The sequence below is a fragment of the Rahnella victoriana genome, assembly GCF_021276285.1.
Classification (GTDB): domain Bacteria; phylum Pseudomonadota; class Gammaproteobacteria; order Enterobacterales; family Enterobacteriaceae; genus Rahnella; species Rahnella victoriana.
The window spans coordinates 471,356-490,773 of record NZ_CP089920.1; the positions used below are offsets into that span (position 1 = coordinate 471,356).

The 19,418-nt window shown below is 53.5% G+C and carries 14 protein-coding genes; 7 read left to right on the forward strand and 7 right to left on the reverse strand.

Annotation, left to right across the window (positions count from 1 at the left end; genetic code table 11):
* Positions 1–3: 3 nt before the first annotated feature.
* The gene (locus tag J9880_RS23470; RefSeq protein WP_232770554.1) at positions 4–666 is read left to right on the forward strand and encodes a hypothetical protein; all 663 of its coding nucleotides are present in this window, start codon (positions 4–6) and stop codon (positions 664–666) included.
* 135 nt (positions 667–801) lie between these two features.
* Here the strand turns inward: J9880_RS23470 and J9880_RS23475 are convergent.
* The 6 genes from J9880_RS23475 to rhaS (J9880_RS23500) form a co-directional block, all read right to left on the reverse strand.
* Positions 802–1,913 (reverse strand): IS3 family transposase gene (locus tag J9880_RS23475; RefSeq protein ID WP_232770556.1). Its coding sequence is split into 2 segments (ribosomal slippage): positions 802–1,652 and positions 1,652–1,913, totalling 1,113 coding nucleotides; the frame shifts between segments, so codons are not numbered across the junction.
* Positions 1,914–2,173: 260 nt separating this feature from the next.
* Positions 2,174–3,097, reverse strand: a complete 924-nt coding sequence (panE, locus tag J9880_RS23480; protein WP_232770557.1) for a 2-dehydropantoate 2-reductase — start codon at positions 3,095–3,097, stop codon at positions 2,174–2,176.
* Between the two features lie 189 nt (positions 3,098–3,286).
* Positions 3,287–4,309 carry an ABC transporter permease gene (locus J9880_RS23485; protein ID WP_095925443.1) on the reverse strand — a complete coding sequence of 341 codons (1,023 nt, stop codon included), beginning with the start codon at positions 4,307–4,309 and terminating at the stop codon, positions 3,287–3,289.
* The gene (locus J9880_RS23490; RefSeq protein ID WP_232770559.1) at positions 4,306–5,319 is read right to left on the reverse strand and encodes an ABC transporter permease; all 1,014 of its coding nucleotides are present in this window, start codon (positions 5,317–5,319) and stop codon (positions 4,306–4,308) included. Before J9880_RS23490 ends, J9880_RS23485 begins: the two co-directional genes overlap by 4 nt.
* Complete coding sequence (locus J9880_RS23495) at positions 5,316–6,830, reverse strand: sugar ABC transporter ATP-binding protein (protein WP_232770561.1); 1,515 nt, start codon at positions 6,828–6,830, stop codon at positions 5,316–5,318. Before J9880_RS23495 ends, J9880_RS23490 begins: the two co-directional genes overlap by 4 nt.
* Before the next feature lie 68 nt (positions 6,831–6,898).
* The gene (rhaS, locus tag J9880_RS23500) at positions 6,899–7,891 is read right to left on the reverse strand and encodes a rhamnose ABC transporter substrate-binding protein (protein WP_095925446.1); all 993 of its coding nucleotides are present in this window, start codon (positions 7,889–7,891) and stop codon (positions 6,899–6,901) included.
* A gap of 401 nt (positions 7,892–8,292) precedes the next feature.
* Here rhaS (J9880_RS23500) and rhaS (J9880_RS23505) point away from each other — a divergent pair, with 401 nt between their 5' ends.
* From rhaS (J9880_RS23505) to J9880_RS23530, 6 genes are all read left to right on the forward strand, one after another.
* Positions 8,293–9,111, forward strand: a complete 819-nt coding sequence (rhaS, locus tag J9880_RS23505; protein WP_131693581.1) for an HTH-type transcriptional activator RhaS — start codon at positions 8,293–8,295, stop codon at positions 9,109–9,111.
* 195 nt (positions 9,112–9,306) lie between these two features.
* Complete coding sequence (gene aldA / locus J9880_RS23510; RefSeq protein WP_095925448.1) at positions 9,307–10,746, forward strand: aldehyde dehydrogenase; 1,440 nt, start codon at positions 9,307–9,309, stop codon at positions 10,744–10,746.
* 55 nt (positions 10,747–10,801) lie between these two features.
* A complete protein-coding gene (locus J9880_RS23515) occupies positions 10,802–11,383 on the forward strand; it encodes an LUD domain-containing protein (protein ID WP_131693580.1) in 582 nt (193 codons plus the stop codon).
* 141 nt (positions 11,384–11,524) lie between these two features.
* Positions 11,525–12,601 carry a coiled-coil domain-containing protein gene (locus J9880_RS23520; protein WP_095925450.1) on the forward strand — a complete coding sequence of 359 codons (1,077 nt, stop codon included), beginning with the start codon at positions 11,525–11,527 and terminating at the stop codon, positions 12,599–12,601.
* Positions 12,602–13,446: 845 nt separating this feature from the next.
* Positions 13,447–15,600, forward strand: a complete 2,154-nt coding sequence (gene pqqU, locus J9880_RS23525; RefSeq protein WP_232770562.1) for a TonB-dependent receptor PqqU — start codon at positions 13,447–13,449, stop codon at positions 15,598–15,600.
* A 181-nt stretch (positions 15,601–15,781) separates the two neighbouring features.
* Entirely contained in the window at positions 15,782–18,181 is a 2,400-nt protein-coding gene (locus J9880_RS23530) for a glucose/quinate/shikimate family membrane-bound PQQ-dependent dehydrogenase (RefSeq protein WP_095925457.1), read from the forward strand.
* Positions 18,182–18,235: 54 nt separating this feature from the next.
* Here J9880_RS23530 and J9880_RS23535 read toward each other — a convergent pair whose 3' ends face one another.
* Positions 18,236–18,694, reverse strand: coding sequence for an acyltransferase (locus J9880_RS23535; RefSeq protein ID WP_232770564.1), 459 nt, complete (start codon positions 18,692–18,694; stop codon positions 18,236–18,238).
* Between the last annotated feature and the right edge of the window lie 724 nt (positions 18,695–19,418).

A 19,418-nucleotide genomic window follows, 5' to 3' on the forward strand; every position in this document is an offset into this window, starting at 1 on the left:
TTTATGGTTCAAAAAAATTATGATGTAGAAGAAAAAAGAGGGGTTTACTTGCTAATTAAAGCAACTTGCCATGAAAATAATTATACAGAACTAAATGAAGATATTCTGCAAAGTATTTCTTGGTTGTCTATTGAAGATGCCTATAATTGGAAAATGACAGAAACGCTAAAAAGTGTTAATGCTGAAATCCCTTCAAGAATTTATTTCTACTATCTCTCGTCTTGGGCCGTTCGGCGAGCAGAAGACCCTACAGTTAATCTTTCTCGTTATGTTATGTCCACTAACTTCAATGGTGATTTATTAAATGCCATGAATTTCTACTTTATGATATTGGATGATGATGTTACTCCACAGTTTGTAATGAATGCGTTATTTAATCGTTTGCGGAAAGGAATATCTACAAAATTTCCTGTTATTAAGCCAGTGGAAAAAATATTTAATGCAGAACTAGAAAGTCTATCGGAGGCAGAAGTTGATATTTTTGATAGTGATAGTCTACTTACTAGTCAAATAAAGATATATGTCGGAAATATTGGTGAGCTTTGGTTTTATTTTGAATCTATATCTCCTCCTTCAACACAGTACTTTTATCAATGGGCCGTTACTAAGCGAGCGTTGGAGATTGTCCTTCACTCATTCAATAACAGCAAGATGAGTTTAAATTAAGTGGAATAGTTTAGGCTGGTTGGTTTATGGCGGTTTGCCTCGAGGTCGCACCACCACCTACCTCGACGGCGAGGGCGGACGCGCCGTGTTTGAATACAATACGGCGGGGTGCGTCACCCTGTAAGCATACCCGTTTTAGTTCCACGCACTTTTTGAGACTTCCGTGTTTTCAGCCATCAGCCGGTACTCTTCCGGCGTCAGGTTGTTCAGCGATTCGTGAGGACGTTCGCTGTTATATTCCGTCAGCCAGCGCTCTGTGATTTCCCGGGCCTCATTCAGTGTTCTGAACAGGTAAAAATCCAGGATTTCTGTCCGGTACGTCCGGTTAAACCGTTCGATGAAGGCATTCTGTGTCGGCTTGCCAGGCTTGATAAATTCCAGCAACACACCATGTTCTTCAGCCCACTGTGCCAGCGTCAGTGAGACCAGTTCTGGTCCGTTGTCCATCCGCATTTTCAGCGGGTAGCCACGGTTTGCCACGATCCGCTCCAGTACCCGGACAACACGTTGAGCCGGGATATTCAGGTCGATTTCTATCGCCAGTACTTCCCGGTTAAAATCATCCACCACATTGAAGGTCCGGAAGCGTCTACCACAGACCAGCGCATCATGCATAAAGTCTATCGACCAGCTCTGGTTAAGTGCCTCAGGCGTCACCAGTGGCGACGGGTTGCGTACCGGCAGCCGCTGTTTTCCCTTACGACGAAAATTTAGTTTCAGCAGGCAGTAAATCCGGTGAACGCGTTTGTGGTTCCAGGTATTGCCCTGCCTGCGCAGCAGCTGGAACAGCTTCTTAAAACCGTAGCGCGGATAGCGTTCTGCCAGTTCAGTCAGCTCATGGATCACCAGTTCATCACGCCGGGTATCGGGCTGATAAAAATAGACCGTCCTGCTCAGCGATAACGTCCTGCAGGCCTGACGTAAACTCATGGCAAATTGCGCTGTCAGATAGCTGACGAGTTCACGCTTTATCGCTGGTTTTAAAGCTTTTTTTCGATGACGTCTTTAAGTGCCCGGCACTCAAGGCTGAGGTCAGCAAACATCTGTTTGAGCCTCCGGTTCTCGTCTTCCAGATCTTTGATTTTTTTAATATCGGCCGCTTCCATCCCGCCATACTTTGCCTTCCAGTTGTAATAGCTGGCTTCCGAAATAGCGGCTTCACGGCACACATCCTTGACGGTACGTCCGGCTTCGACGGACTTCAATACGGCGATGATCTGGTGTTCGGTGAATCGGATCTTACGCATAGCGATCTCCTCCGGGGACATAATCAGTATGTCGGAAGATCTCTAAAAGTGAATGGTTCGGATTACAGGGATGCTTACACTCCCTTAAAGAAATACTCTTGTTAATGTGCAGAGTAACCAAGCGAGTGTTGAAAGTCGCTGGCAGAAATTTAATAAAAGACGGGTGGCTTCATAACACTAAATCCTGAGATAACGTAGAACCGATACCTTGAAGTCAGGCAAAGAATCCACAGTATGAATAGCACCCGTCCAGAGAGAAATTATTCCTGCTTTAACTTTTCCTGATACACACACAGATGCGTATACGCCGCCTGCAACAACGGAATATTGATCCCGACACGCGTGGCGCGCTCGACCAGATCACCAATAATCTGATCGGCTTCAACCGGATTTCCCTGCGTCATATCGCGGTACATGGAGGAGGTCTGCGGCGAGTTTTTATCGGTTACCGATTCCCTGACTTTTGCCACGGCAGCGGCGCGTTCCGCGTAGCCAAAGGCTTTCATGGTGGTCAGTGCCTCGGTGACAATGGCCTGGGCGAACTCTGTGCCGCCCGGTGCAGAAGCCACCTGACCGATATTGCCACGCATGGAGCAGGTGATGGCGCCGAAGCTTGAGAGCAGCAGCCACTTCTCCCACAAATCCGTGATAATCGTTTCAGACAGCACGGCGTCGATATCGGCACGTTGAAATGCCTCGTCGACTTTCAGAATACGTTCGGTTTTTTCGCCGGACAGCTCGCCGTAAATAATCTGGTGCATTGGCGTCATCTGGTGAATATGCCCGTCGGCATCAAGCGTGGCGTTGATTTTACATAAGCCGCCGATCAGGGCGTGTTCACCGAAACGCAGACTCAGCGTCTCCATGTGTTTCATCCCGTTAAGTACCGGCATCACCATGGTGTTTTCACCGACAACCGGTGCGATATCTTTCATTGCCGCTTCCAGCCCGAAACTTTTTACCGTCAGCAAAATCAGGTCATAAGGCCCGGTCAGCTGCGATGCCTGTAAGACATTGGGCTGGAAATGGAAATCACCGTGCGGACTGTGAATGGTCAGCCCGTCCTGCTGAACGGCCTGCGCCCGTTTTTCACGTAAAAGAAACGTCACATCCTGCCCGGCCTGTGCCAGCCGCGCACCAAAATATCCGCCGGTCGCGCCAGCTCCCACCACCAGAATCCGCATATATTTTCCCCATTGTTCAAGACATTCAGAAATAAACCAGTAAGTTTTAAACTACGGGAGGAGGGCTGCGGGAAGCAAGCATTGCTGAAAAGAAATGAAATGTCAGTATGAATATGGCGGGTGTAAAGCCGGTACAAATGTGGGATGAGAATGTAACTCCCCCGCCCGAAGACGGGGGGAGTTACACCGCTATTTCCCCCGCGCCAGCACCTTGCGGTACAGCACCGGCAGTGAAATCACTACAATCAGCATCGCACCGACAATCACCGACATCACAATCCCCGGCACATTCAGCAGGCTGAGACCGAAGGTCAGCAGCCCCATCAGGAACGCTGCAATAATCACCCCGGTCATGCTGCCGGAACCGCCGAGCACGCTGACCCCGCCGAGCACCGCCATGGTGATCACGCTCAGTTCCCAGCCGAGCGCCAGCGTCGGACGCGTGCTGCCGAGCCGTGAAGTCAGCAGCACCGCTGCCAGTCCGGACATCACCCCGACCAGCACAAACAGCGTCAGGTTGTGGCGTTTCACATTAATACCGGAATACCATGCGGCGACCGGATTGTTGCCGATGGCATAGGTGCGACGGCCGAAGTTGGTTTTATGCAGCAGGAAATAGAACACTGCGCCGAGTACCAGGAACAGCGCGAACTCAAACGACAACGGCCCCCAGACATACCCCTGACCAAACCAGGCAAAACTGGCGGGATAGTGGTTAAGTGACTGGTCACCAAGCAACACATAGGTGATGCCGCGGAACAGGCTCATGGTCCCGATGGTAATGACGATAGAAGACAGATTCAGTCGTGTGACCAGCAGGCCGTTAATTAATCCGCACAGCAGCCCCACGCTCAGCCCGACGCCCACCAGTGCTGGCGTCGGTAACCCTGCCTGCGCGCAGAATCCCATAATGGTGGAACTCAGCGCCATGGTTGACGCGACCGACAAATCGATTTCGCGGGCGATAATCAGCATCGCCATCGGCAGGACGATGATGGCTTTTTCGGTGAAGTTAAAGGTCGCGTCCGACAGATTCCAGATATTGAGGAAATACGGCGAGGCGAAGGCGTTCACCACAAACACCAGCAGCGTCACCAGCAGCAGGAAACCTTCCCAGCACATCAGACGGCGGAAGAACGGCGTCACCGCCATCGGTGCGTTCCCGGCCGGAGAGGTCTGCGGCGTGTTGCGCGACGTTAAGGTCTTGTTCATGATCTTACCCCGGTATTAGTTCGCACAGGCTGGACGGCAGGGGAGTGGCGCAGGATCAGCCGTCCTTTACGTTTGTTGGCGCGTTCGTTGAGGATCACGGCGATGACAATCACGCCGCCGGAAATGGCCATCTGCCAGAACGGTGAGACTTCAATCACCGGCAGGGCGTTGTTGATGACGCCGAGGAACAGCGCGCCGAGCAGGCAGCCGACCACCGAGCCGATGCCGCCCATGGTGCTGATGCCGCCGATCACGCAGGCTGCGACGATCTGCAACTCGAAACCGTTGGCGACGTCTACGTAGGCGACGGCGAAACGTGAAATCCACAGATAGCCGCAGAATCCGGCCAGCGCGCCGGAAAGGCAGAAGCTGACGAACTGCATTTTGCCCGCGTTAATGCCGGTGTAATACGCTGCCGTGGCGTTACCGCCTGCGGTATATAAAGCGCGACCGGTGCGGCTGTAACGCAGGAAATAGGCCACCAGAATCAGAGCGGCAATCGCGCACCAGCCGAGCAGCGGCAGGCCGATAAAGGTGGCGCGCGGCAGACTGAGGAACTCCGGGCTCATCTGATGGGCGTTAATCCAGCCGCCGTTTGAGAGCAGGAAGATAATGCCGCGATAAATGCTCATGGTGCCGAGCGTCACCACAATCGGCGGAATACCGACTTTCCACACCAGCAACCCGTTAATCGCGCCCATCACCAGCCCGAGTACCGTCGCCAGTAAAATCAGCGACCACACCGGAATATGCGGATAGTGGAAGTTAAGCAGCGCGACGATCATCCCGGTCAGCGCCAGATTGGCGGCCATCGACAAATCGATCCCTTTGGTCAGCAACACCATCATCTGGCCGAGCGCCAGAATGATCAGAATCGAGGTGTCGTTAAACATCTCAAGCAGGTTGCCCGCGCCGACAAACTCCGGCGAACGCGCGCCGACGCCGAACACCATCAGCACGATGACCACCGCCAGCAGCAGCTCGCGGTATTTCAGCAGGTTTTTGATCATGCTGCCTCCTCGCCCGCGCCACTGGCCGCGCTGACAATCATTTCTGCGGTTGCCTCACCGGCATTGAATTCCGCCACCATCAGCCCTTCGTGCATCACGATGATGCGATCGGCCATGCCCATCACTTCCGGTAATTCTGACGACACCATAATCACTGCCAGCCCGCGCCCGACCAGTTCAGACATAAACTGATGTACCGCCGCTTTTGAGCCGATATCAATGCCTTTGGTCGGCTCATCGAGAATGATGATGTCCGGTCTGGTCGCCAGCCATTTGGCGATCACCACTTTTTGCTGATTGCCGCCCGACAGCGTGCCCACGGCCTGTTTCCAGCTGGAGGCTTTGACCTGCAACCGTCTGGCGTAATCATCGGCCAGCGCCCACTCTTTTTTGTCATTCAGCACGCCACGTGGATTGAGCTGGCTGAGCTGCGGCAGACTGATGTTCTGACTGATCGGCAAGTCAATGATTGCGCCTTGTTTCTGGCGCTCTTCCGGCACGTACACAATCCCCGCCCGGATGGCCTGAGAAGGGCGCGAAAAATGGTGTTCTTTGCCGTGGATCAGAATTTTTCCACCGGCGGGATGCGTGACGCCAAACAGCGCCTGCATCAGTTCGGTACGCCCCGCGCCGACCAGCCCGTAAAATCCGAGAATTTCGCCCTTGCGCAGCGAAAAATTAATGCCCGCAAACTCGGTCGGATGGCTGAGGTTTTGCACTTCCAGTACCGTCTCGCCCGGTTCACAGTTCACTTTCGGGTAAGCCTGACTGACTTCACGACCCACCATCATGGTCACCATCTGCTGTTCGCTGATGTCGCTGATTTTGCCGGAACCGACATAACTGCCGTCGCGCAAAACCGTGTAGTAATCGGAGATAGAGAAAATCTCGTCGAACTTGTGCGAGATAAACAGGATGGCTTTGCCTTCGCGTTTCAGGCGTTCAACTATCTGATAAAACTCAACGATTTCATGCTGAGAAAGTGCCGCCGTCGGCTCATCGAGGATCACCACCTGCGCATCAAATGACAGCGCACGGGCAATCGCCACCATATGGCGCTGCGCGATGCTTAACTCTTTCAGAATGGCGTGCGGATCAATATTCACTTCCAGGCGGGTCAGAATGTCGCGCGCCTGCTGATGCATCGCCGGCCAGTTCAGACGTCTGAACAGCCCGCGATAAAGATAATGGCCGACGAAAATATTCTCGGTGACGGAAAGCTCGTCAAACAGCACGGTTTCCTGATGGATCGCGGTGATCCCGACTTTATGCGCGGATTCCGGATTCGGCAGTTTGATCGGAATCGCTTTATAACGCAGTTCCCCTTCTTCCGGCTGATAAATGCCGGTCATGACTTTCACCAGCGTCGATTTTCCCGCGCCGTTTTCGCCAATCAGGGCGGTTACTTTCCCCGGATACAAATCCACGTGAACGTTATTTAACGCCCTGACACCCGGAAAGACTTTGCTGATGCCCTGTAAGGACAGCAGCGGCGTCGATGAATCAGTCATGTCGTTTCCCCTGTCTGGCTAAGCACAACAAAACGGCCAACCGGCGCACCGGTCAGCCGCATTCAGGATCAGAAGATTTTGGAGAATTTGTCGATGTTGCTGGCGTCATAAACAAAGGGTTCAGCCATGGCGCCGCTGCCGTCAGCATCCAGTTTCACCTTGCCTAAACGCCCCATGCTGGCTTCGGTTTTGGTGGCGGTGCCTTTGACCAGATCGTCGGCCAGATACGTTGCGGCGTAGCCCAGATCAATCGGGTTCCAGATGGCAAAGCTTTTAGTTGCGCCGGATTTCACCGCACCCGCCATTTCAGACGGCAGGCCCAGACCGGTCACGTACACTTTGCCGATTTTGCCCTGATCTTTCACCGCCTGCGCGGCCGCCACGATACCGACGGAAGAAGGGGAAATAATCACTTTCAGATCAGGATAGGATTTCAGCAGGCCAATGGTTTCACGGTAGCTTTTATCTGACAGATCATCGCCATAGGCGACGGTCACCAGATTGACGGAAGGATACTTAGGCAGCACCTTCTTCATCTCGGCAATCCACAGATTCTGGTTGGTGGAGGTCGGCGTGGCGCTGAGAATGGCCACATCGCCTTTCTCCACATTCAGGGCTTTCAGCGCGTCGGCGGCCAGTTTGACGTTGGTTTCACCAATCAGCGCGTTGTTAGACGGATTAAGGTGGATCTGGCGGCCGTCTTTGGCGACCCCGGAATCCCACGACACCACTTTGATGCCGCGCTGCATGGCTTTTTTCAGCACCGGCACCAGCGCATCCGGGTCATTGGCGGAGACCGCAATGGCATCGACGCCCTGCGCAATCAGGCCGTTCAGCACTTCGATCTGGGCTTCTGCGGTGGTGGTGGTCGGGCCGGTATAAATCACTTTTACATCGCCCAGTTCTTTGGCGGCCTGTTGTGCGCCGACGTTGGCCGCTTCAAAAAAACCGTTGCCCAGCGATTTTGCCACCAGCGCAATTTTCACTTCTGCCGATGCCGCGCCTGCCATAAGGATACTGCTCGCGATCAGGGTAAGGCTCAGTACGTGTTTTAATTTCATTGTGTGTACTCCGCATAAGTCCGCATAAAGTTTAACGACCAAAAAGTTGCCGACGCGCCAGGCGCATGATCACGACTCTAGGAGGTTGCTGACAGACTGACCTTTTCGCGAGTGCCAGTTGAGGGCGAACTATGGCAAAGAAGCAAAGGTTTAAGCGAACAACCTCACAAATTGATAACAATCTTGTTTCGGTCATGCCAAACGTTCCGAAAAACACAGATTACCGGTTTCTGAAAGCCGTACTGAAAACAGGCGTAAAGCTAAGCGGTACGCCGGATTGCGCCGGATTGCGTAAGGATATAAATGTTTTGTTCAAAAGCGGATGGCTGATCACAGTTTCAGCCCGATGGCTGCCCCGGTGCCGACTAAGATATTACGATAATGTTAATAAGGAGTCGGAAATGACCGTGTTACGCAGTAGTGAGTATTTTCCCTCAGGAGATTTCCCGGTCACCATTGAACCCCGTTATCCGCAGGAAACCTTTCCTGAACACCATCATCAGGATTTCAATGAAATCGTGCTGGTCGAGCGGGGAACGGGCACCCATGTGTTTAACGACCAGCCGCTGATCCTCAGCGCGGGCAGCGTGTGTTTTGTCCGCCACTGCGACCATCATCTTTATGAAGACACGGAAAACCTGCATCTGACCAATGTGCTGTACCGCAGCCCGAATGCCTTTCGCTTTCTGAACGGCGTCAGTGATCTGCTGCCTCAGGAAACCGATGGCATTTATCCGGCGCACTGGCGCATCAGCCCGAACCAGATTGTGCAGGCCAAAACGCTGATTGACCTGCTGGCGCGAAAACCTGCCACCCGGTTGCCGGAATCACAGGCGCAGCAGGAGTTGTATTTCATGCAGCTGTTATTGTTGCTGCGTAAAGGCAGCCGTGATGTCGGTTATCGTGGGCAGGGCGGCGATCTGAATAATGTGCTGGACTGGATGAACGAACATTACGATGAGGAAATCGACTGGCCGCAACTGGCGGCGCAGTTTTCCATGTCGCTGCGTACCTTGCACCGGCAGATGAAACAGCAAACCGGCTGTACGCCACTGAATTACCTTAACCGTCTGCGTCTCCTGAATGCCCGTAATATGCTGCGTTTCAGCGACAGCCCGATCACAGAAATCGCCCACAATTGCGGCTTCTGCGACAGCAATTACTTCTCCACCTTGTTCAAACGTGAATTTGGCTATGCGCCAAGAAGCGTTCGCCAGTAGCCCCTCCCCGTATTTTGCAAAATTGTTATGTCGGACAGTCCGAACATGACATTTTTGCCATTTCTCAAAATTAAATGGCAATCACGGAAAGGTAAAAACCAGACGGATAGAACAGGCTGTTAAAACTTCACAAAAAAGAACTTTTTTATTAACAACTCGTTCATCACCTCTATCCGTACCTGGGAGATCCTAGACATGAGCACAGTTCAGAAACGTATGTACATCAACGGCGAATTCGTTGAAAACACCGGCGGAAAGTGGATTGACGTTGTGAATCCGGCCACAGAACAGGTGATTTCACAAATCCCTGAAGGCTCAGCAGAAGACGCTAAAAAAGCCATTGATGCCGCCGAAGCGGCGCAACCCGGCTGGGAAGCGTTGCCAGCGGTTGAACGCGGCGTATGGCTGCACAAAATCGCCGCAGGCATCCGTGAGCGCGAAGCCGAACTGACCGAAACCATTATTGCGGAAGGCGGTAAAACCTACGGTCTGGCGCAAACCGAAGTGCTGTTCACCGCCGATTATCTCGATTACATGGCGGAATGGGCGCGCCGTTACGAAGGCGAAATCATTCAGAGCGACCGTCCGAACGAAAATATCTTTGTGTTCCGCAAAGCCATCGGCGTGACTACCGGTATTTTGCCGTGGAACTTCCCGTTCTTCCTGATTGCCCGCAAAGCCGCACCGGCGCTGATCACCGGTAACACCATCGTCATCAAACCGAGTGAAATCACACCGAACAATGCGGTGATCTTCGCAGAAATCATTCACAAAATCGGTCTGCCAAAAGGCGTGCTCAACATTGTCACCGGCTACGGCCCGACCGTCGGCCAGGAACTGGCAGCCAACCCGAAAGTCGGTATGGTCAGCCTGACCGGCAGCGTGGCCGCCGGTATCGCCACCATGACCGCCGCGGCGCAGAACGTCACCAAAGTCTCGCTGGAACTGGGCGGCAAAGCCCCGGCCATCGTGATGAATGACGCGGATCTGGATCTGGCGGTGAAAGCCATCGTCAGCTCCCGTGTGATCAACACCGGACAGGTGTGTAACTGTGCCGAACGTGTGTACGTGCAGGAAGGCGTCTACGACGAATTCATTTCCCGCATCAGCGAGGCGATGAAAAAAGTCACCTTCGGCAATACTGCCGAGCAAAAAGAACTGGATATGGGCCCGCTGATCAGCGGCGCAGCGTTACAGCGCGTGGAAGAGAAAGTGGCGAAAGCCGTGTCACAGGGTGCGAAAGTGCTGCTGGGCGGGAAACGTCACGGCGACAAAGGTTTCTTCTATCAGCCGACCGTGCTGGTGGATGTGAAACAGGATATGCCGATCATGCACGAAGAAGTGTTTGGCCCGGTGTTGCCGGTCGCCACCTTCAAAACGCTGGATGAAGCCATCGCGATGGCGAACGACAGCGAATATGGCCTGACGTCGTCGATTTACACCAGCAACATCAACACGGCGATGAAAGCCCTGAAACAGCTGAAATTCGGCGAAACCTACATCAACCGCGAAAACTTCGAGGCGATGCAGGGCTTCCATGCAGGCTGGCGTAAATCAGGCGTCGGCGGCGCAGACGGCAAACACGGCTTGCAGGAATACCTGCAAACGCATGTTGCCTACCTGCAATTCCATTAATCCGCAGTGACTGGCCGGAGCAGGGCAACCTGACTCCGGCCAGAAAGGACATATCATGAGCCGTCACGATTTCCTGACCGGTATTCGTCAGCATAAATTCATGCAAACGCTGTTCCCGCCACAGAGTGAAGAACCCCATCCTGTGGCGGATTTTGGCCGTGCGCTGACCCTGATGGGCGGCCTCTGGGATGAGACGTTTTTGCGGACACCCCGAAACGGTTACACCACCCTGAACGCCTATCTGCGCGGGTTGTATCCGGCCGATGCCCGGTTCTGTTCCGCCACGCCGGAAATCATTGCTGATGTGGATTTCAATGCGCGTAGCGATGCGGCATCGCTGAAAGAGGTGGATGTGGGGGTGGTACGCGCCTGCTTTGGCGTGGCAGAAACCGGCGCGGTGTTTCTCAGCGATCATCATTTATGCGTCAACACGCTCAGCGCGATGGCAAAAAATCTGGTGGTACTTCTCGACGTTAAACATATTATCGAACATCTGCATCTGGCCCACCGGCAGCCGCAACCTTTCAATGCCCGCTACACCATTATGATCACCGGCCCGGCGGCGATGGCCGACAGCGAAAGTGCGCTGATGCTGGGCGCCAAAGGCGTGAAAAGCCTGCGGGTGATCGCGATTTAAGTCCGAAAACCCATGGATCCTGCTGTACTCACTTCGTCTAAAATAACTCCTGTAAATAAAATAAATCCTATCTGATACAATCAGTAAATCGATGCATATCAGGCATATCCTGACTATTTTCTGTGAGTGAGCGCGACACCCATGAGCGTGATACAGAGCCTTATCAAACAAGCTTTTGGCACCGGTAACGGCCACGAAGCGGCGAGCTTTCTGGCCAGCGCATGTAACCGCATGAAGGCAATGGATAAAACGGCTATCGCCCGCGAAGTGGAAAGCGCGCTGAACGGCGTCAGTTTCAGCCGTCCTGATACAGAAAAGGCCAAAGTCAAAACGGTGTATAAAGACACCGCCGTCACCCTCGAAAAACTCGCTTCCCTGCAAAAACAGGTGCGCAGCCTGACGCATGAACTGGCCGTTGCGCGCAGTAAAACCGGTACGGGTCCCAATGAAGACACGGAGCGGATGAAAGACGAACTGTTCCGCCTGAACACGCGGATCAGCGACCTGCAACGTCAGTCAGAAATACAGAAAAAGCAGCATGCCGACGAACTGGCGCTGCTGCGCTCCCGCCAGCGGGCTACCGGAAATTCCAGCTCAGCCGAACTGGACGCCGCGAACCGCCTGATCGCCTATACCGGCAGCCAGATGGCCGCCATGGCTGCAGCACGCGATACTCTGCAACAGCGCGTCAGTGAGCTGGAAACCGAATATGACCGCCGGTTAAGTGAGGAAGAAGACAAACGCCACGCCGCCAACCGACGTGCCGACGGGAATTACGCTCTGCTCGGTCAGCAGAAAGAACTGACTGCAGAGGCAAACCGTAAAGTCACTCAGTTGCGGGCGAGCCTGAAACTGGAAGAGTACGAAGGGCAGTCGGTGAAGAGTGAAACGGCGAAACTGAAAAAACAGATCGCCGCACTGGAAGAGGAAAACAGCCGTCTGGCGGAACGCTCCCGTGATAACGAGGACGACTGTGAACGCCTGAGCAACGCACTCGAGCGTACCAGCAAGGAATTCGCCGCCTACAAGGCGCAAAAAGAACGCTTCTCCCGCTGGATCCACATTCCCAGCGCCATGATGGGCCTCGCCGTCGTTGCGCTGGTGATGTATACCGATGCCCAAACGGGACATTGGTTTGACAGCCTTACACCTGCCGCATTGCTGGGCACCGTCGTTTACGCGCTATCCCACACCATCGCCTGGAGCCGCAAGGCGTAGCGGGCGGCTGTCATTCCCTGCCTTTACTTCACGGCTACCGCAGCCGCCTGCTCGATCCGCATTGCCACATCCCGCCCCTGTGCTTCGAATTCCCCCCTGTTTGTGTGTCACTTGGGCGCGGCGCTCTGACAGAGGGATCACGTGACGATGACAAAACGTCATGATGCCTCTTGTCTGCCGGCGCTGTGAAAACGCTTTCCCGCCCGCTATTGTGGATATTTTGTACAGTCAGGTTATTTTCGGTTTAATATCTTTTGTAAAGACCGGGCAGTGGCAATACACAGAACTGATCGGATGAAAAAACAGCGTCGAATATTCCACTGTCTTAAAATTGTGGTCTATATTTATTCTGCAACCGGGGCTTTCGTCGGAGTTTCGAAAGTTGAAAGGGGAATGGAAAATCCGAAAGTCCGCCCTGGTAAATACGCAATTCTTGCCTGATGTGGTTTTTGTGAATACTTTGTTTATCAGTGCGTTAAATATTATGTAATCGCTTCCATTGTGCTGATGATAAAGCCTTGCCCGCAGGCGGGTGAAATTTCGAATGAAAGGCAGTTTTTATTTTATTGGTGAATAAAAACGTCGCATGAGGAATAAATCCACGGGTTTTGCGCGGAAATTAAAATTGAACGTGGCTTCCGATGCACACGAAGTGCGATATTTTGTTAAAAAGTTATATTTGTAAAGTTGCGTATGTACTAACAGGAAGAAAAAAACTATAGTGAGCCACCTCACGGCTCTCAATCAGATTGGTCGATTTATGTCTACTTCTAATGTCTAAAATTGAGAGATGCGTCGTCTTTTTTGACTCAACCTTTTAACGTAAAAACAAAAGAACTCATAAAGTGAACGCCAAAACCTCTGCTTTTATCATCACGTTTTTGTCATTTCTGAACCCTGTTTCAGTCAGTTACGCACAGTCAGCTACCGCGACGCCGAAAGGTGAGACGGGTGACGCATCCGATGCGTCGACGATGATGGTCATCAAACGGGCCAGCACCGGTGAGTTGTCTGAACTCGATACCCCGGCGGCCGTCAGCGTGATTGATGGTGAAGATTTCAGAAACAGCAAAGCGCAGGTCAATCTTTCCGAAAGCCTGGGCAGCGTCCCCGGTTTGCAGGTTCAGAACCGCCAGAACTATGCGCAGGACTTGCAGCTTTCCGTGCGCGGATTCGGCAGCCGTTCTATGTATGGCGTGCGCGGCGTGCGTATTTACGTTGATGGTATTCCGGCCACCATGCCGGACGGGCAGGGGCAGACCTCCAATATCGATCTCAACTCGGTGGAGCGCGTCGAAGTGCTGCGCGGGCCGTTCTCGGCGCTGTACGGCAATGCGTCCGGCGGCGTGGTGAACGTGGATACCCAGACCGGTTCTCAGCCTGCAAAACTGGAAGCAGGCACTTATTTTGGCAGTTACGGCTCGTTTCGTAACAGCGTGAAAGCCAGCGGCGCGACCGGCGACGGCACACACGCGGGTGATGTGAATTATCTGATTTCCGGCTTGCGCTTCACCACTGACGGCTACCGCGATCACAGCGGCACCCAGAAAAACCTCGGTAACGGCAAGCTCGGTGTGCGTATTGACGACGACAGCACCCTGACGCTGATGTTTAACAGCGTCTCCGTCGATGCCAACGATCCGGGCGGCCTGACAGAATCTGAATGGCATGATAACCCGACGCAGGCGAAACGCGCCGATCAGTACAACGCCCGTAAGAGTCTCGATCAGACACAAGTCGGCCTGCGCTATCAGCGTCAGATGGGCGAGAACGACGAGTTCAGCCTGATGACTTATCACGGCGAACGCCACACGACGCAGTACCAGACCATTCCGGCCGCGTCGCAGAAAAATCCGCTGAACGCAGGCGGCGTTATCGTTCTTGAACGTAAATATTCCGGCGTGGATACCCGCTGGACGCATCAGGGCGATCTCGGTTCTGTCCCGGTCACGCTGACCGGCGGGCTGGACTACGAAACCATGACCGAGCGCCGCTTCGGTTACGAAAACTTTAACAGCGAAGGCGATCTGGGCGTAAAAGGCGACGAACGCCGTAACGAAAAGAACGTGATGTGGAACCTCGATCCCTATCTGCAAACGACGTGGAACCTGACACCGCGCTGGACGCTGGATGTCGGTGCGCGTTACAGCACGGTCAGTTTCGATTCGCAGGATTACTACATCACCGGCAGCAACCCGGATGACAGCGGTTCGCGCCGTTATCACAAACTGCTGCCGATGGCCTCCCTGAACTACGCGGTGACGCCAGCGCTCAATACCTACATTTCTGCCGGTCGTGGATTTGAAACGCCGACCATCAATGAACTTTCTTACCGTACTGATGGCCAGTCCGGCCTGAATCTCGGTCTGGAACCGTCCACCAGCAATACCGTGGAACTGGGCAGCAAATGGCGCGTCGGCAATGGTCTGGTCACTGCGGCGGTCTTCCAGACCGATACCGACGACGAATTGATTGTTGCAGAAAGTGTCGGCGGACGTTCGAGTTATACCAACGCCGGCAAGACCCGCCGTCGCGGTCTGGAACTGTCGTTAGATCAGCAGATTGAAGAGAACTGGCGCGTGAAAATGGCCTGGACGTTGCTCGATGCCACCTTCCGTAATGAGACCTGTGGCGCGGGGGATTGCACGCCAGCGGGCAACCGTCTGCCGGGTATCGCCCGCAATATGGGCTACGCTTCCCTTGAGTGGGCACCGGTTGATGGCTGGCACGCCGGGGCAGATGTCCGTTACATGAGCGACATTGAAGTGAATGACGAAAACAGCGAACAGGCACCGGCGTATACCGTCGCCAGCGTGAACGCCGGTTACCGCTTCAACTGGGACAAAGTCACGCTCGACCTGTTTACCCGCGTCGACAACCTGTTCGACAGAAACTATGTCGGCTCGGTGATCGTCAACGAAGGCAACGGTCGTTATTTCGAACCGGCACCTGGCAGAAACTACGGTGGCGGCGCAACGCTTTCTTATAGTTTTGAGTAAATATCAGAAAGCCAGTTTTTCAGTCAGTAAGCACTATGAACCACGCGGTGTTGCCCGAACCTGCACGTTTTGAAACACGGCAACACATGCACGGAATGACACCCGGTGAGAACCGGATGTTCTTGAAGATTCGGGTCGTCCCTGAATCGACGATTATAAAAAATCAGTAAGGTCATCAACTATGGAAACGAAAGCCTCGTTATCACGCATCGTCGTCATAATTACCGCTTTGTTCGCCGCGTTAAGCGGGATTTATCTTCTTGTCGGCGGTATCTGGCTGGCAAAATTAGGTGGTTCTCTTTATTACATTATTGCCGGTGTTATCTCGCTGGTTACCGCGTGGCTGCTGTACCGCCGTCGCTCGTCTGCACTGCTGTTGTACGCAGTCTTCCTGCTCGGCACCACTATCTGGTCCGTATGGGAAGTGGGCACTGATTTCTGGGCACTGACGCCGCGTCTTGACGTCACCTTCTTCCTGGGCCTGTGGATCCTGCTGCCGGTTGTTTACAACCAGATGCTGGCGAAAAACGCGTTCGCGCGTGGCGCACTGGCCGTTTCCCTGCTGTTCACCGTGATTGTGCTGGCGTACTCCGTCTTCAACGATCCGCAGGAAATTAACGGCACTATCAAAGCTGCTGATGCGGCACCGGCTGCGACAGATTCCGGCGTTCCCGCCAGTGACTGGCCTGCCTATGGCCGTACTCAGGGCGGTACCCGTTACTCGCCACTGAACCAGATCAACGATAAAAACGTCAGCAAACTCGACGTGGCATGGACTTTCCGTACCGGTGACCTGAAGACCCCGAACGATCCGGGCGAAATCACCGACGAAGTCACGCCAATCAAAATCGGCGATATGCTGTACCTGTGTACGCCGCACCAGAAACTGTTTGCTCTGGATGCCGCGACCGGTAAAGAGAAGTGGAAATTCGATCCGCAGCTCAATTCTAACCCGACCTTCCAGCACGTGACCTGTCGTGGTGTGTCTTATCATGAGACAACGCCTGCGGCACAAGGTGATGCGGCTAACGGCGCGGCCCCTGCTGTCTGTGCACGTCGTATCATCCTGCCTGTCAACGATGGACGTTTGTTCGCACTCGACGCTGAAACCGGCGCACGTTGCCCGGCATTCGGTAACAACGGTGAGCTGAACCTGCAAGGCAACATGCCTTACGCAACGCCAGGCCACTACGAGCCAACCTCACCGCCAATCATCACCAAATCTGTGATTATCGTGGCCGGTGCGGTGACCGATAACTACTCAAACCGCGAGCCTTCCGGCGTGATCCGTGGCTTTGATGTGGAAACCGGTAAACTGCTGTGGGCCTTCGATCCGGGTGCGGCTGAGCCGAACAAAATCCCAGAAGATGGTCAGCACTTCACACCGAACTCTCCGAACTCATGGGCACCGGCGGCTTATGATGACAAACTGGATCTGGTTTACCTGCCAATCGGCGTGGCAACACCTGATATCTGGGGCGGCAACCGTACTCCGGAAATGGAACGTTACGCGAGCGGCCTGCTGGCGCTGAACGCGACCACCGGTAAACTGGCGTGGTTCTATCAGACGGTTCACCATGACCTGTGGGATATGGACGTGCCGGCGCAGCCAACACTGGCTGATATTACTGACAAGAATGGCAACAAAGTCCCTGCGATTTATGTTCCGACCAAAACCGGTAACATTTTCGTGCTGGATCGCCGTGACGGTAAGCTGATTGTTGATGCACCAGAAAAACCTGTACCGCAAGGCGCAGCGAAAGGTGACCACGTTTCTCCGACTCAGCCATTCTCCAAACTGACTTTCCGTCCGGAAGCCAAACTGACCGGTAAAGACATGTGGGGCGCAACGATCTACGACCAGCTGATGTGTCGTGTGATCTTCCACAAATTGCGTTATGAAGGCACCTTCACACCGCCATCCGAGCAGGGCACGCTGGTGTTCCCGGGCAACCTCGGTATGTTCGAGTGGGGCGGCATTTCAGTAGATACTGACCGTCAGGTGGCTATCGCTAACCCGATTGCCCTGCCATTCGTGTCTAAACTGATCCCACGCGGTCCGGGCAACCCGATGGAGCCGGATGAGAACGACAAAGGCGGTTCCGGTACTGAGACTGGCATTCAGCCGCAGTACGGCGTGCCATTTGGCGTGACGCTGAACCCGTTCCTGTCTCCGCTGGGCTTCCCTTGTAAACAGCCTTCATGGGGTTACATCTCAGGCGTAGACCTTAAAACCAACGATATCGTGTGGAAAAAACGTATCGGTACCGTGCGCGACAGCTCACCATTGCCGCTGCCGTTCAAAATGGGTATGCCAATGCTGGGCGCACCGATTTCTACCGCCGGTAACGTGTTCTTCATCGCCGCGACCGCAGATAACTACCTGCGTGCATTCGATATGAGCAACGGTGACAAACTGTGGGAAGCACGTCTGCCAGCAGGCGGCCAGGCGACCCCGATGACGTACTCTGTGAACGGTAAACAATACGTTGTTATCGCAGCAGGCGGTCACGGTTCGTTCGGCACCAAACTGGGCGATTACATCATCGCTTACGCACTGCCAGACGCTGACGCGAAATAATCCGCCGTCATAAGCTCTGAAATGTGAAAGGCCGCGCAAGCGGCCTTTTTTTCGTCACAATTTCCGCAGCCATCGTGCCGGATTTCCGGCGTAGACACCTTTCTCTGTGATGTCTTTCGTCACGACACTTCCTGCACCAATCACCACCCCGTCGCAAATGTTGACGCCCAGAATGGTCGCGCCACTGCCAACAGACACCTCGTTACCCACGCGGATCCTGGCCCATGAATCCCGGTCGGGATTGGGTTTTCCTGCCTCAAACATATCGTTCGCAAACATCACGCCATGGCCGATAAAGCAGTTTTCCCCGACAGTGACATATTCACAAATAAAGGTATGCGACTGGATTTTTGTCCCCCGTCCGATGCTGGTGTTGGCCTGAATTTCCACAAAGGGCCCGACAAAAACGTCATCACCGAGAATACAGTCATACACATTAGCGGGTTCGTAAATCACGACATTTTTCCCGGTGTTAACATTGCGGATTTGCACGTCGCGTGGGGTATGAGGCATTTTAATTCTCCTGTCCGAGGTTAAACGAACAATATCGCTGAATTTTTCTGGCGGAGTAATCGGTACTTTCTGGTATCACTCGGGAATGCAATTGCAGGATATGAGCGGACGAAAAGTCATGATACTGCCCTTTCTGTGTGCGGTAATCACATCCGGTCTTGGCCTCGGGGTTAAAAACCTCATGACCGATTCGCCTGAGGAAGCCTGGCATAATTTCAGTCAGCAAATCGACAGAGAACATGCGAAAGGCGTGTACCCGTTCAGACTGGATTTTTATACCGTTGTGCAAGATGCGAGAATAGATGGTCAGACACTTAACTACACCTACGCAATAGAAAATATCCGGCTGACAGATATCAGCTTGAAACGCAGAGCAGAGCACGTTTCATCCGGTTCTTTTGTACCACCGCGATGGTGCAGAAATATGGTTTGCGGGTGGAATATGACTATACGCAGGGGATGACTGAAAAAACGTATTCGTACAATAAAAGGGATTGCGTGGGCTGAGAAATCGCTCACCGTGAAGGGAACTCAAACAATAAAAATGCCATCTGCGAAGTTATGGAAAACAGTGCCTGCAGGCTTTCAGTGGGCGCTGTCTGGCCGTAATACCCCGTAATGTAATTCGTTGTCGCTATGCTGGCTTCGCCAAAATTCCCGTACTCACTCCATTTTTCAGACTCCAAAAAAATTTTCCATCCACCTGTTATTCTTATGTGTCGAT

What these genes read in the sequence shown, in the direction of transcription:
- J9880_RS23470 (WP_232770554.1), top strand. Translation starts at nt 4, where the DNA reads ATGGTTCAAAAAAATTATGATGTAGAAGAAAAAAGAGGGGTTTACTTG.
- panE (WP_232770557.1), bottom strand. Translation starts at nt 3,097, where the DNA reads ATGCGGATTCTGGTGGTGGGAGCTGGCGCGACCGGCGGATATTTTGGT.
- J9880_RS23485 (WP_095925443.1), bottom strand. Translation starts at nt 4,309, where the DNA reads ATGAACAAGACCTTAACGTCGCGCAACACGCCGCAGACCTCTCCGGCC.
- J9880_RS23490 (WP_232770559.1), bottom strand. Translation starts at nt 5,319, where the DNA reads ATGATCAAAAACCTGCTGAAATACCGCGAGCTGCTGCTGGCGGTGGTC.
- J9880_RS23495 (WP_232770561.1), bottom strand. Translation starts at nt 6,830, where the DNA reads ATGACTGATTCATCGACGCCGCTGCTGTCCTTACAGGGCATCAGCAAA.
- rhaS (WP_095925446.1), bottom strand. Translation starts at nt 7,891, where the DNA reads ATGAAATTAAAACACGTACTGAGCCTTACCCTGATCGCGAGCAGTATC.
- rhaS (WP_131693581.1), top strand. Translation starts at nt 8,293, where the DNA reads ATGACCGTGTTACGCAGTAGTGAGTATTTTCCCTCAGGAGATTTCCCG.
- aldA (WP_095925448.1), top strand. Translation starts at nt 9,307, where the DNA reads ATGAGCACAGTTCAGAAACGTATGTACATCAACGGCGAATTCGTTGAA.
- J9880_RS23515 (WP_131693580.1), top strand. Translation starts at nt 10,802, where the DNA reads ATGAGCCGTCACGATTTCCTGACCGGTATTCGTCAGCATAAATTCATG.
- J9880_RS23520 (WP_095925450.1), top strand. Translation starts at nt 11,525, where the DNA reads ATGAGCGTGATACAGAGCCTTATCAAACAAGCTTTTGGCACCGGTAAC.
- J9880_RS23530 (WP_095925457.1), top strand. Translation starts at nt 15,782, where the DNA reads ATGGAAACGAAAGCCTCGTTATCACGCATCGTCGTCATAATTACCGCT.
- J9880_RS23535 (WP_232770564.1), bottom strand. Translation starts at nt 18,694, where the DNA reads ATGCCTCATACCCCACGCGACGTGCAAATCCGCAATGTTAACACCGGG.